Annotated in this window: 13 protein-coding genes and 4 tRNA genes; 9 read left to right on the plus strand and 8 right to left on the minus strand. The window is 42.2% G+C overall.

Annotated features, from left to right (window positions below):
• Nucleotide 1 precedes the first annotated feature (1 nt).
• From mnhG to BR02_RS0101000, 7 genes are read right to left on the minus strand one after another with little or no spacing between them, the layout of a single operon-like run.
• Nucleotides 2–370, minus strand: a complete 369-nt coding sequence (mnhG, locus tag BR02_RS0100970) for a monovalent cation/H(+) antiporter subunit G (protein WP_031513329.1) — start codon at nucleotides 368–370, stop codon at nucleotides 2–4.
• Nucleotides 357–632, minus strand: a complete 276-nt coding sequence (locus BR02_RS0100975) for a monovalent cation/H+ antiporter complex subunit F (protein ID WP_031513331.1) — start codon at nucleotides 630–632, stop codon at nucleotides 357–359. Before BR02_RS0100975 ends, mnhG begins: the two co-directional genes overlap by 14 nt.
• Complete coding sequence (locus BR02_RS0100980) at nucleotides 625–1,107, minus strand: Na+/H+ antiporter subunit E (protein ID WP_031513333.1); 483 nt, start codon at nucleotides 1,105–1,107, stop codon at nucleotides 625–627. The genes BR02_RS0100975 and BR02_RS0100980 overlap by 8 nt, the downstream gene beginning before the upstream one ends.
• 29 nt (nucleotides 1,108–1,136) lie before the next feature.
• Complete coding sequence (locus BR02_RS0100985) at nucleotides 1,137–2,624, minus strand: Na+/H+ antiporter subunit D (RefSeq protein ID WP_031513336.1); 1,488 nt, start codon at nucleotides 2,622–2,624, stop codon at nucleotides 1,137–1,139.
• Nucleotides 2,617–2,955: a Na(+)/H(+) antiporter subunit C gene (locus BR02_RS0100990; RefSeq protein WP_031513338.1), complete on the minus strand. Its 339-nt coding sequence runs from the start codon at nucleotides 2,953–2,955 to the stop codon at nucleotides 2,617–2,619. The genes BR02_RS0100985 and BR02_RS0100990 overlap by 8 nt, the downstream gene beginning before the upstream one ends.
• Before the next feature lie 2 nt (nucleotides 2,956–2,957).
• Nucleotides 2,958–3,383, minus strand: coding sequence for a Na(+)/H(+) antiporter subunit B (locus tag BR02_RS0100995; protein WP_031513340.1), 426 nt, complete (start codon nucleotides 3,381–3,383; stop codon nucleotides 2,958–2,960).
• Nucleotides 3,367–5,784 carry a Na+/H+ antiporter subunit A gene (locus BR02_RS0101000; RefSeq protein ID WP_031513342.1) on the minus strand — a complete coding sequence of 806 codons (2,418 nt, stop codon included), beginning with the start codon at nucleotides 5,782–5,784 and terminating at the stop codon, nucleotides 3,367–3,369. The genes BR02_RS0100995 and BR02_RS0101000 overlap by 17 nt, the downstream gene beginning before the upstream one ends.
• A gap of 137 nt (nucleotides 5,785–5,921) precedes the next feature.
• Between BR02_RS0101000 and BR02_RS0101005 the strand changes: the two genes are divergently transcribed.
• Nucleotides 5,922–6,602, plus strand: a complete 681-nt coding sequence (locus tag BR02_RS0101005; protein ID WP_114638755.1) for a universal stress protein — start codon at nucleotides 5,922–5,924, stop codon at nucleotides 6,600–6,602.
• A 23-nt stretch (nucleotides 6,603–6,625) separates the two neighbouring features.
• On the opposite strand, the gene BR02_RS0101010 is transcribed toward BR02_RS0101005, so the two are convergent.
• A complete protein-coding gene (locus BR02_RS0101010; protein WP_031513347.1) occupies nucleotides 6,626–7,189 on the minus strand; it encodes a site-specific integrase in 564 nt (187 codons plus the stop codon).
• A gap of 330 nt (nucleotides 7,190–7,519) precedes the next feature.
• Between BR02_RS0101010 and BR02_RS0101015 the strand changes: the two genes are divergently transcribed.
• The 8 genes from BR02_RS0101015 (at nucleotide 7,520) to BR02_RS0101050 (ending at nucleotide 12,851) form a co-directional block, all read left to right on the plus strand.
• Nucleotides 7,520–8,131: a flavodoxin family protein gene (locus BR02_RS0101015; RefSeq protein WP_031513349.1), complete on the plus strand. Its 612-nt coding sequence runs from the start codon at nucleotides 7,520–7,522 to the stop codon at nucleotides 8,129–8,131.
• Nucleotides 8,132–8,215: 84 nt separating this feature from the next.
• Nucleotides 8,216–9,205: a deoxyguanosinetriphosphate triphosphohydrolase gene (locus BR02_RS0101020; RefSeq protein WP_031513351.1), complete on the plus strand. Its 990-nt coding sequence runs from the start codon at nucleotides 8,216–8,218 to the stop codon at nucleotides 9,203–9,205.
• 288 nt (nucleotides 9,206–9,493) lie between these two features.
• Nucleotides 9,494–11,302, plus strand: coding sequence for a DNA primase (gene dnaG / locus BR02_RS0101025; RefSeq protein ID WP_157834906.1), 1,809 nt, complete (start codon nucleotides 9,494–9,496; stop codon nucleotides 11,300–11,302).
• Between the two features lie 14 nt (nucleotides 11,303–11,316).
• A complete protein-coding gene (gene rpoD / locus BR02_RS0101030; RefSeq protein ID WP_031513356.1) occupies nucleotides 11,317–12,429 on the plus strand; it encodes an RNA polymerase sigma factor RpoD in 1,113 nt (370 codons plus the stop codon).
• Nucleotides 12,430–12,499: 70 nt separating this feature from the next.
• A tRNA-Asn gene (locus BR02_RS0101035) sits at nucleotides 12,500–12,574 on the plus strand.
• Nucleotides 12,575–12,582: 8 nt separating this feature from the next.
• Nucleotides 12,583–12,658: transfer RNA gene (locus tag BR02_RS0101040), tRNA-Ile, on the plus strand.
• 38 nt (nucleotides 12,659–12,696) lie between these two features.
• Nucleotides 12,697–12,772: transfer RNA gene (locus tag BR02_RS0101045), tRNA-Glu, on the plus strand.
• A gap of 3 nt (nucleotides 12,773–12,775) precedes the next feature.
• Nucleotides 12,776–12,851: transfer RNA gene (locus BR02_RS0101050), tRNA-Val, on the plus strand.
• Nucleotides 12,852–12,928: the final 77 nt, after the last annotated feature.

The following is a 12,928-nucleotide window of genomic DNA, read 5'->3' on the forward strand; positions in this document are numbered from 1 at the left end:
ATCATTTTTGTTCATTTGCTGCGGACATGACATAGTCTTTTAAATCATCTTGAACGTTCTCCTCAGCAAGTTCTACATTTGAGTAATAGGCAGCCCGCAAGATTACATGGGCAGAAACCGGTGAAGTTAAAAAAACAAAGAATATCCCTAAGAACAGTTTAATGCTAAAATATCTTTCCAGAATTAGGAAATAAAGAAAAGTGCCAATGAGAACAAATAAAACACTTAAGGTGGAAGTTTTCGAAATGGCATGGGCACGGTTATAAATATCGGGTAGACGAATAAAGCCAACGGCACTAAGGAAACCAAAGATTGTCCCTATTAAAATGATTATGGCAATACCTAACTCAATTAAATCATTTCCGCTCAATGATAACACCTCGCTCAATAAACTTGCCAAATGCGATGGTTCCAATGAAGGACAAAATGCCAATCAAGAGTATTAATTCAAAAAAGGCAGTGTTTCTCAACAGCACAGAAAAGATTGCCACCCCGGCAATAATGTTAGTGCTTAAGGCATCCAATGCCTGAACCCGTTCGGGGGCGGTGGGGCCCTTCACCAGCCGATACATTATGGCAGTCACCGTTAACAATAAAAAAAACAGTGAGCAAAAGAGTATCCATTTAATCATTTCTTGTCACCTTCTTAATTGCTTCTTCAAATCTGTCCATTGATTGTATAACTGCAATACTGAGTTCCGGCATATCCATGGTATGAACATAAAGTATTTTATTATCCGAAGAGATTTCCATTACAACTGAACCCGGAGTTAAAGTAATAAGGAGAGCTAGCAGTGTAACTTCAATATCACTTTCCAAGGTGGTCTTAAATGAAAAAATTCCGGGTTTAATGTTAATTTTTGGGGTAATAATTTTTCGGATCACTAAAATACTGGACATAAACAGCTCATACATAAAGATAAGAAACAGTCTTAGCGCAGCATATAAGGTAAACAGATAAAATTTTGTAGGGAAGAACCGGCGCAGAATAAATATAACAAGCAAACCAAAAGTATAGCCACCTAAAAAGGTTAAGGCGCTCCAACTATCCTGAAAAAACATCCATAAAAAACCAATAAACAAATTGATTAATACCTGTATGGGCATTGGAACCACACCTCTTTCTTGCTAAGCCACTAGCGGCGATTTTCTCCTAAAACAGCTTCTATATACATATTTTGTTCCATCAGCCCTGTTACAGCCAGATCCACGTATTCATGAATCCCCTCTGCACCTAATCCAAGGGCAATAGTTAAGCCGGTGAGAATGCCGATGGGCAGTAATAATCCTTTTGCTGTTCCCTTTAATGTTTCGGCAGTATAGTTTGTATATCCCCAAAAAACGTTCATAAAGATTTTCATCACAGCGTACAGCACCATAAGGCTGGTGAAAAGCCCAATTGCGCCCAGCCAAAAGTAATCAGCCTGGAATGTTCCTTCTGTGATAAAAACTTTGCCGAGAAAACCGCTTAATGGTGGTATGCCTGATAAAGACAGGGCGGCGATAAAAAACATCCACCCCAACCGGGGATGCAAGCGGATGAAGCCACTCATTTCCCTGATCTTACTGGTGCCGCTCAAATGAATAGTTGCGCCGGCAGAAAGGAAAAGCAGCGCTTTAACAATCATATCATGAATTAAGTAATACAAGGCCCCGGTCATTCCTGCCATGGTAAAAGAGGCAAATCCCGCCAGAATGAAGCCCACTCCCACCACCACAGTATAGGTAATGATTTTTTTAATATCCCAGTAGGCCACCGCTCCAATTGCCCCTAAAACCATGGTCGCTGCGGCCAAAACTCCTATAAATAGGTGGGTTACCTCCGGTTGATGGTAGAATATCAGGGAAAATGTGCGAATAATGGCATATATTCCCACCTTGGTCAATAGGGCGGCAAATATAGCCGAGATGGCGGCCGGCGGAGCACTGTAAGACCCCGGAAGCCAGTAGTAGAGAAATAAACCGGCCTTTAAACTAAAAACAATTAAAAATAAAAAGGCAACTGTGGTTATCAGGCCGCCTTGCCCCACTTCTGCTATGCGTACAGATAGGTGAGCCAAATTTATGGTACCGGTTATGGCATATAGTGATGCGATGGCCACCAGAAAGAGAAATGAAGAAATCATATTGATTAACACATACTTAATGGATTCATTCAGTTGTATCTTTTCTCCACCTAAGGAAATAAGCACATATGAGGCAACCAGCATTACCTCAAAGCAAACAAATAAGTTAAATATATCACCGGTTAAAAAGGAACCGTTTACGCCGGCAATAAGGAATAAACATAGGGGATAAAAGTAATGTCTTTCCCTCTCGATTCCAATGGATGAAAAAGCATATAAAACACAACAAAAAGTTACAATGGCGGTGACTAAAACAAGCAATATGGCAAACATATCTGCCACCAGACTAATACCAAAGGGGGCCGCCCATCCACCCAATTGCAGGGTTTGAATACCATCTATTTTTATTTGCTCCATTAATAAAATAGATACTGCTCCAATGGCTAATGTCACTGCCAGAGTTAATAACCGATGAAACCATAGATATTCTCTTAAAATAACCATCAGCATTCCGCCTATTATTGGCAAAATTATGGGCAGTATAACTAAATTATTCATTTCCATGACCTCTCAATTGTTCGATGTCATCTGTTCCCGATACTTTGTAAGCTCGGTAACATAAAACTATAAATAAAGCAGTTGTGGCAAAGTTAATTACTATGGCCGTTAATATAAGGGCCTGGGGCAAGGGATCAGTAAAAGACTGCTCCTTTAACCCAAGGAGGGGAGGAGCTCCCTTTTTTAAGCCTCCCGCTGTAAGGAGGAGCAAATTGACACCATGACCGATAATAGATGTGCCTAAGGCAATCCTTAATAATCTTTTAGTTAATATTAAATAAGTTCCTATGGCAAATAAAACCCCAATCATTATTGACATGTATGTTTCCATAACTAACGATCATCCCCTATGGTCATAATAATGGTTAAGGATGTTCCGATCACTGCTAAGGCTACCCCAACATCAAATAAAACGGCTGTGGCCACCTCTGTCTTCCCGAAAATGGGCAGATTAACATAATTACTTGTTTGCGTTAAAAAGGGGTCACCGGTGATCATGCCCATTACACCTGTAAAAACAGAGATTAATATTCCTATTGCCGCAACCACCTTAAAATCTAAGGGGATATTTTTTCTAACCTTATCAATGCCGTGGATAATAAACAGTAGGGTAATAGCCGCCACAAAGGTCAGGCCACCAATAAATCCTCCACCGGGGTTATGATGACCGGAGATAAATAAATTTATGGCGAATGTAAGTATGATCACCACTGTTACTCTGGTAACAGTACGCAAAATTACATTATTCGGCTCCCTCACTCTTTTCACTCCCTGTCAGACGCAGCTTGACCAATGCATATACTCCTAACCCTGCCATAGTTAACACTAAGATTTCCAGCATTGTATCAAAGCCCCGAAAATCAACCAAAATGGCGTTTACAATATTCTTAGCCCCTGCCAGTTCATAGGCATCCTCATAATAACTTGAAATGGATTCAAATAATCGGTTGCCGTTTGCCGACAAAGCCACAATTGTTATAACAATGCCCACACCAAGGGAAACCAATGCATTTGCCGCCTTAAATTGGATGGGGCTGTTTTCTTTCTTAAGTTTAGGCAAATGGTAAAAACACAGTAGAAATAAAACTGTTGTTATGGTCTCCACAACCAGCTGGGTGAGAGCCAGGTCCGGTGCCCTGAAAATAACAAAGAAGAAAACCACAAGAAAGCCCAAGGCCCCAACGGCAATAATAGCTGTTAACCTTGACCTTGCCACAAGAACCAATGCTGCCAAAATAACCGTGCCAATGATCAGTGCAAATTCGTAAGCGTTGACCAATGCATCATTGCCGGTGTCCATAGATAGGTCGCCCAGTAAATATAAGGCCCCTCCGATAATTACAATAATGAAGGTAAAAATATACACCAGATAATCACGTACAAAACCGGTCATATAGCCTTTGGTTATGGACAAGGACAGGGCTTCGGTTTTTTCCAAGGCCAGTGCATACAGATGGTTTAAGGTTAAGGCTTTCGGGTAGAAACGATAGATACCGTACCATTTCTTTAAGTATTTATACATTAAAGTTCCCACAGCCACTATGCCAATGGTCATAAATAATTCGGTGTTAAAACCGTGCCAGGCACTGATATTGATGTCTAACAAATCCCTTTGGGCAAAGGTCGGTAAAACAGCGGCCCAGGCCGGCTGTAATAAATACTGGGAGAAGTAATTGGGAAATAAGAATATGACCACTACCGTAGCCGCCAGTATTAGCGGGGAAATTAACATACCAAAGGGAGCCTCGCGTATTTGTTTATCGGCCTGATTAAATTTCTGTTTTCCCGTGAAGGTTTTAAAAATAATTATCATACAGTATATAAAGGTAAAAACACTGGCAATCCAGGCAACCACCGGCACTATAGTCCCAAATGAGTCCATATGGAAAAAGGACATGTCTGAGGCCTTTAAAGTGGCGGTAAAGAATAATTCTTTACTTAAAAACCCGTTAAAGGGAGGTAAACCGGCCATTGCAAAACTGCCTATCACAGCCAGAGTAAAGGAAATGGGCATCAGGTGCATTAAGCCGCCTAACCTTCTGATATCTCGGGTACCGGTTTGAAGGTCAATAATGCCCACAACCATGAACAAACAGCCTTTAAAGGTGGAGTGGTTCATTAAATGGAAAAGGGCTGCAAAAACAGCTATTGTGTACACCGTGCCGCTGGGCCCAATATCAAAATATAAGGCAGCAGACCCTAATCCTAACAAACTCATTATTAGTCCCAATTGGCTAACGGTTGAAAAAGCCAGCAATGCCTTTAAGTCGGTCTGTTTTACAGCATTAAAGGAGCCATACAAGAGAGTGAACAAACCGATGATGGAGACAAACCAGAACCATTCGGGAATGCCACCAAAGGCAGGGGTAAAACGGGCCACCAAGTATATGCCGGCTTTCACCATTGTGGCCGAGTGTAGGTATGCACTGACGGGAGTAGGAGCTTCCATGGCATCCGGCAGCCAGATACTAAAGGGAAATTGTGCGGATTTTGTAAATGCTCCCAGCAGAATCAGTACTATTGCAGGAACAAGTAATGGATGGGTCTGGATGATATCTGCCTTGCTCATCATTACCTGTATGCTGTAGGTGTCTGTGATTATTGAAAGCAGGATTAGACCTGCTAACATTGACAGTCCACCGAAAATAGTGATCAGCATGGACTTCAAGGCGCCATATCTGGACTTATCCCTTTGAAACCAATAGGCAATTAACAGGAAGGAAGAAATGCTGGTTATTTCCCAGAAGACATACAAAGTAAAAATGTTATCGGAAAAAACCAGTCCGAGCATGGCCCCCATAAATAAGAGTAAATATATATAGAAATTGTGTAAGGCCTCCCGCTTTTTGGACATATAATAGATGGAATAAAGAACTACAAGCACACCGATTCCGGTTATTATCAATCCAAACAACAGGGATAGCCCGTCAATATATGCAGTAAAATTAATGTCATAGGCAGGAATCCATGGGGCTGTCATTTGAATTGTTTTCCCGGAGGAGACAAGAGGCATATAGGATAACAGAAAAGCAAAAATAGCCAGAGGGGCCAAAAGGACAAACCAACCGGTATGGATTTTGGGCAGGAATTTTCTATATAGAAAAGGAACTACTACGGCGTATAGGAATGGAAAAAGAATTATCAAGTGAAACAAAGACATCAAAATCCCCCTTGCAGACCAAGACTTAATTTAATAATGAATGGCAAATGTATTGACTGTGAATAGAATTTAAGTTATAGTGTCATACATGAATTTTATGATAACTATATAACAAGCCATAAGAGGTGCATGTCAAATTGACAATTAAAAAAGAACGCATGGATGAAAGCATCCTTGTTTGTGTCTATTATGGGCCAAACGGTGCACGGCTAATACGACGGGGTTGTAAAATTGCGGATATGCTTAACTGCCCCCTTTATATTTTAACCGTTGACCCAAAACCATTTGATGAATTGGATGCTGAAAAATCTAACTATATCACCAAATGGAAACAGTTGGCGGAAGAACATAAGGCCGAAGCCTTTATACTCAAGGACAATGAAAAACGCCCGGTTTATAAGGTGATTGCAGAGGTGGCCCGGGAAAAGGGGATCACGCAAATAATTATTGGCCAAACAGCCCAAAGCCGCTGGGAACAAATTGCTAAGGGTTCTATTATCAACTCTTTATTACGTGAAATTCCCTTTGTGGATCTCCACATTGTCTCAGTTGCGCGGTTTCTCAAGAATCATGAAGGAAACTTCGAAAAAGGCGTACGGGCGTACCTTGTAAAGGAAGATGGATACTACCGGCTGGTTTTTAAACACACAAAAGAAGTTGTATACGAAGGTATCTTTTTTAAGGAAATTGGCACAGACTTTAATAACGGCATCTTTAAATTTATGAAAGATAAAGAAACTTTACAGGTTGCCGTGGCAGAAGATATTGTAAAAGAGTTAGTCAGTGTGGATTTCGATGAGAGTTCAAGTGTTCAATGACCGGGACAGCCATTAATAACAGTTTATAAGTTCACATCCACTTTTATTAACCGGTTTTCAAGGCTGTCAATGCCAATGTACCTTAGTGTTTCGGCCGGGGTGCTATGATTAAAAATCTCCATTAAAATTGAGATGGCAATACCTTTACGGTAGGCATGGTAGCCAAAGGTTTTCCTTAAGGTATGGGTGCCGATTTTTCCATTAATGCCAACCTGTTTTGCAGCATTGTTGATAATCCGGTAAGCTTGCTGCCGTGTGATAGGTTGATTGTTCTTTTGTGATTTAAAGAGATAGTCCCTTTCCGTTAACTGGGAAAGGGACATATATTTTTCTAATTCTGCCCGCACTTTACTATTTATATAGAAAGCCTTTTCTTTCCCACTTCTATCATTATATACGTATATGAATTCTTTACTTTTATTACCTTCCCACACATCACCGACTTTTAACGCCAACAAATCACTGACCCGCAATCCCGTATTAATACCTAATACAAAAAGCAAGAGGTTTCTCTGGGATTGTCGCCCTAAAACGCCCTTAATGGCATCAATACATTGGATATCTTTAATGGGATGGACGTATTCCACATTAACCCCTCTATTTCTCCAAAATACTGCAGGAATGTTACACAACAAAATACTAACATAGAATATGTAACATTACAATACAGCGGTTTAAATTTATAATATAAAAATTTTGCAGTTTAACATCCTATTATAGCATGGGTAAGTATAGCATGAGTAAGTGGCTGCATATAATTTTTCTTTAAGTGTGGGAGGAGAATACTTTTCCACGTCGAATGATAGGTCGAGCGGATACCGAAGGAATATGCAAGTTATGCCCGTAATAAGGTTATAATGTGCAGTTTTAAGGCATAGATTGAAGAAATGCACTAATATAATTAAGGGAGTGTTAACATGCTGATAATTGCTTTAAACGGCAGCCCAAACAAAAATGGTAACACCGCTTTTTTATTACAGGAGGCAATGGAAGTTATCCGGTCTCAGGGTGCAGAAACAAAGATATTTAACTTGGCTGAGGCGGTGGCCGATGCTAAGCACCCCTTTTGTATCTGCTGTTCAACGCCCTGCAGTGGGGTATGCTATAAAGGTACCATGTTAGAGCAAATGTTTAATGACCTGAGGCAGGCAGACGGCATTATTTGCGGCAGTCCCGTTTATTTTGGCACAGCATCTGCACAGATGAAAGCCTTTTGGGATAAAACCCGCGCCCTGCGCAAAGATAAGGCCTTGATAGATGTGGTGGGTGCCTCTATAACCAGTGGCTCATCTCGTTTTGGCGGCCAGGAAAGTGCAGCCCGGGCAATGCATGAAATTATGCTTACCCACGGAATGACTGTGGTGGGCGACGGTTACTACGCTGATGATGCCGGTCACCAGGCGGCATGCGCACAAAGGCCTGTTTCCCAAGACCAAGAAGGAATTAAAAGAACCCGAATTTTGGCAAAACGGGTGGTAGACCTGGCAAGGGCCACAGCTGAGATGCGTGCTAATAATCGTAACAAATAAATATGGCAGGCGGATAGGGTTGATTAGCAAGATGACAGTGACGGGGAAGTGGGATTATTGATCAGTCGCTACATAACAGAGGATATGGAAGAGAAGTTGCTTTCGCCCTTTGCTGTTCGCAGCAAAGAAAGCCGGGGTCGATTAAGATCGGAGCCCCAATGCTCATTGCGCACTGCCTTTCAAAGGGACAGGGATCGAATCATTCATTCCAAGGGTTTTCGCCGGTTAAAACAAAAAACCCAGGTGTTTATTATACCGGAGGGTGACCATTATCGCACCAGGCTAACCCATACCTTAGAGGTATCCCAAATTGCCCGCACCATAGCCAGAGCATTGCGTTTAAATGAAGACCTAACGGAGGCAATAGCTTTAGGCCATGATTTGGGTCATACCCCCTTTGGTCATGCCGGAGAAGAGGCTTTAGACGAGATACATCCCGGAGGCTTTAAGCACAATAAACAGAGTTTGCGCGTGGTAGATTACCTGGAGGGTGACCGGGGGCTAAACCTTACATGGGAAGTGCGGGATGGCATATTAAACCATACCGGGCCGGGTATTCCGTCTACCCTGGAAGGTCAAGTGGTTAGACTGGCTGATCGTATTGCCTATATCAATCACGATATTGATGATGCAATAAGGGGGGGATTGCTAAACATTGAGCAACTTCCCCAAGAGTGTTTGCAGATCCTGGGCCGCAAGCACAGCGAACGAATTAATACCATGGTGTGCGATGTGGTGCAAACCAGCATTGGCAAAGACAGTGTAGTAATGAGTGATGAAATAAAACTGGCCATGAAACAACTGAGGCAATACATGTTTGATCATGTGTACATAGGCTCTGAAGCCAAACGGGAAGAGGCAAAGGCTAAACAGGTGGTTCAGTATCTGTATAACTATTTCTGCCGGCATCCCATGCATTTACCCCGTGAATTTAAACAATATGACGATGAAACAAAGCAAAATGTGGTGGATTATATAGCCGGTATGACAGACCGCTATGCCATTCGCGTATATCAAAAGATATTTTTACCAAGCCCCTGGGTAGACAAAGAAGAAATGTTTAACTTATTCTAAAAAATGGCAATACTAATGCTATTGACAAACATAAAAATTGTCGAAAAGGGTGCAGGAAAATATAAAGCAATAGCGAATTCTTATACTACCAACGAATATACACACCGTTTAAATTTAAATTACTTATGGATTAAAAAGCAGGAATAACCTACAATTTATCGAATGCTATTTTATGAAGGATTTTGGTCACAAATAATTTACATCATGTGGGTGGACAAAGGTAGTCCACCCCTATGTAATAGGGCATTCCTATTATGGGTTCAAATGTATTACTCTGGGGTGGTGATTGTGGGTTATATTCCTGAAGAAGTGGTAGAAGAGGTTTTACAAAAGACCGATATTTTACAAGTGATATCCGAACATATTAAATTAACAAAGCGCGGCAAATACTATTTTGGTCGCTGCCCTTTTCATCAAGAAGACACGCCGTCCTTTTCAGTAACTCCAGAAAAGCAAATTTTTTACTGTTTTGGTTGTAATACCGGGGGTAATGTATTTAAATTTGTGGCTTTAAGCGAAGGTTTAACTTATGCGGAAGCAATTCGCAAGATGGCTGACCGGGCAGGGGTTAATATTCCTGAACAAAAGCCGAAAAATTCCCGTGAACAACAGCAAAGACAGCGGGCCTACAAAATAATAGCAGCGGCGGTTGATTTTTACCGCTTTCAGCTACAACAACCACAGGGCCGAAAGGCTTTAAATTATCTAAAAAAACGCGGCTTAACCGATCAAGTGATAGAAACATTTCAAATAGGCTATGCACCCGACCATTGGAGCAGTTTAATAGATTTTTTAACATCAAAAGGGTGCAGGGAAAAAGAGTTGGTTGAGCTTGGTTTAGCCATAAAAAGTCAACAGGGAACAAAATACTTTGACAGGTTTAGAAACCGAGTGGTCTTCCCTATACAGGATGCTGCAGGCAGGGCAGTGGGTTTTGGGGGCAGGGCCCTGGACGACAGCAAGCCTAAATACCTAAACACGCCGGAAACATCCTATTTTAATAAGCGCCATATTGTTTACGGCCTACACCTGTCTCGTCCGGCAATTATAGAAAAGGGTTTTGCGGTGGTAATGGAAGGATACCTGGATGTGGTCACCGCCCACCAATATGGTATCAAAAACGCTGTGGCATCACTGGGCACAGCGCTGACCGGCGAGCAGGTAAACCTAATGAAGAGGTATACCGATGAACTGCTTGTCTGCTATGACGCTGATGCAGCCGGACTGCAAGCCACATTACGAAGCCTGGATTTAATTCAACAAGAGGGCTGCCGGGTAAAGGTAATTAGTATTCCCCAGGGAAAGGACCCTGATGAGTATATAAGGGATAAAGGTGTAGAAGGATGGCACAACTTAATAAATTCTGCGTACAATTTAATTGAATACAAATTGAAAGCATCTGTTGCTAAGGGTACTCCGGTATCTGTTGCAGAAAAAATGTCAGTATTGGAAGAGGTTCTTCCTAACCTGGCCGCCATAAAAAATCCTGTGGAGCAAGAAGAGAACATGAAGCTGGCCGCTTCCAATTTAAACGTAAGCTGGGAGGCAATAAAGGGTGAATTAAAGAGATTTATTGCAAAACAGGGAAAAAAGTGGTCAAATACGGATAAATTTACTAAAAGGAAACATAATATAAAGCCAATGGATAATTCTGACCATGGTGCGAAAAGTGCCCGGCAAAAAGCCGAGTACACCGTTCTTGGCTTAATATTATCAGATTACAATCTTTTTTCAATAGCTAAGGATAAATTATCTATAAATGATTTACAAGACGATCAATTAAGGAAGATATATGCTCTGTTAACAAACGGAGATGACACTTATATTAATGAGCCTGCCAAAATGATGCACCAGTTGGAAGAGCGGGAGCAAAGGCTGTTGGGTAGATTGTTGATTGAGGAAATACCCGGGGAAAATCCGGTTGAAATATTGCATGACTGTATCAACACCTTAAAAAACGTATCCAGTAAGCAGCGATATCACGAAGTTCTAAACCAATTAAAAGATGCTGAACAGGTTGGAGACCAACAACGCATTAACACGTTGTTGCAGGAGTTGCAGCAACTCCATCAAACAATGAATTCAGATTTGCCCTAGAGGGGGGAAGAAGCATGAGGGACGAACAGAAACCAGATTATTTTAAGGAATTGTTGGAAAAGGGTAAAAAGCGTGGTGCTCTTACCTATAAAGAAATAATGGATACACTGCAGGGGGCTGACTTAACTCCTGAGCAAATTGATGACATTTATGAAAAATTAGCCAGTAAAGGAATAGAAGTTGTACCGGAAGCCTCTGATATAGAAACACTTAATCCTGCAGAAAGTATGGAGACAGATAGTACCGATGAGAATGTAACAGAAGAGGTGGATGTGGACCTATCCGTTCCTGAGGGGGTCGGTATAGATGACCCGGTTCGCATGTATCTCAAGGAAATTGGCCGTGTCCCTTTATTAACGCCCGAGGAAGAAGTTGCGCTGGCCAAGCGAATGGAGGAGGGCGACGAGGAGGCTAAGAGAAGGCTGGCCGAGGCAAACCTGCGCCTGGTGGTGAGCATAGCTAAACGCTATGTGGGCCGCGGCATGTTGTTTTTAGATTTAATTCAAGAAGGCAACCTAGGCCTGATTAAGGCGGTAGAAAAATTTGATTACCGCAAGGGTTATAAGTTTAGTACCTATGCCACATGGTGGATTAGACAGGCCATAACCAGGGCCATTGCAGACCAGGCCCGTACCATTCGTATTCCGGTACACATGGTGGAAACCATCAATAAGTTAATTCGTGTTTCTCGCCAGCTGCTACAGGAACTGGGAAGGGAGCCTACACCGGAAGAAATTGCAAAAGAAATGGATATCACCGAAGAAAAGGTCCGTGAGATTATGAAAATTGCCCAGGAGCCGGTTTCATTGGAAACCCCCATCGGTGAAGAGGAAGACTCTCATTTAGGGGACTTTATAGAAGACCAAGATGCCAAGGCGCCGGCTGAAGAGGCATCGTATACGCTGCTAAGGGAGCAATTGGATGATGTGTTACACACCTTAACAGACAGGGAGCAGAAGGTATTAAGGCTGCGGTTTGGTTTGGATGACGGCCGTGCCCGTACATTAGAGGAAGTGGGACAAAAGTTCGGTGTCACAAGGGAGAGAATTCGCCAAATTGAAGCCAAGACCCTGCGCAAGTTGCGTCATCCCAGCCGCAGTAAAAAGCTGAAGGATTATTTAGACTAGAATAATTTTACACAACAAAACCCTTGACCTTACAATGAAAATTAAGTATAATAGTTTTTGTCGATGGCGCTCCTCGATAGCTCAACGGTAGAGCACCCGGCTGTTAACCGGTAGGTTGTAGGTTCGAATCCTACTCGAGGAGCCAATAAACAAGGGCCCATAGCTCAACGGTTAGAGCTCCCGGCTCATAACCGGTCGGTTCTAGGTTCGAATCCTAGTGGGCCCACCAAAATTATAATCATGAATTAATAATTCAAGATTTAAAAAGGCCCCTTGGTCAAGTGGTTTAAGACACCGCCCTTTCACGGCGGTAACACGGGTTCGAATCCCGTAGGGGTCACCATAAGGGCGATTAGCTCAGTTGGGAGAGCGCCTGCCTTACAAGCAGGATGTCGGCGGTTCAAGCCCGTCATCGCCCACCACAGAACCCTAAGTTGCAAGAAATGCAGCCTAGGGTTTTTTACATTACAAACCGGCAGGGATGCCCTGCCCGGCCTTT

It is taken from the genome of Desulfofalx alkaliphila DSM 12257, from assembly GCF_000711975.1.
In the GTDB taxonomy this organism is placed as follows: Bacteria; Bacillota; Desulfotomaculia; order Desulfotomaculales; family Desulfohalotomaculaceae; genus Desulfofalx; species Desulfofalx alkaliphila.

Bases quoted from the DNA above. Each gene is read 5' to 3' on its own strand.
- BR02_RS0100990 (WP_031513338.1), bottom strand. From the start codon at position 2,955: ATGGAAACATACATGTCAATAATGATTGGGGTTTTATTTGCCATAGGA.
- BR02_RS0101015 (WP_031513349.1), top strand. From the start codon at position 7,520: ATGCTGATAATTGCTTTAAACGGCAGCCCAAACAAAAATGGTAACACC.
- BR02_RS0100975 (WP_031513331.1), bottom strand. From the start codon at position 632: ATGATTAAATGGATACTCTTTTGCTCACTGTTTTTTTTATTGTTAACG.
- rpoD (WP_031513356.1), top strand. From the start codon at position 11,317: ATGAGGGACGAACAGAAACCAGATTATTTTAAGGAATTGTTGGAAAAG.
- BR02_RS0100985 (WP_031513336.1), bottom strand. From the start codon at position 2,624: ATGAATAATTTAGTTATACTGCCCATAATTTTGCCAATAATAGGCGGA.
- BR02_RS0101020 (WP_031513351.1), top strand. From the start codon at position 8,216: ATGGAAGAGAAGTTGCTTTCGCCCTTTGCTGTTCGCAGCAAAGAAAGC.
- BR02_RS0101000 (WP_031513342.1), bottom strand. From the start codon at position 5,784: ATGTCTTTGTTTCACTTGATAATTCTTTTTCCATTCCTATACGCCGTA.
- BR02_RS0100980 (WP_031513333.1), bottom strand. From the start codon at position 1,107: ATGCCCATACAGGTATTAATCAATTTGTTTATTGGTTTTTTATGGATG.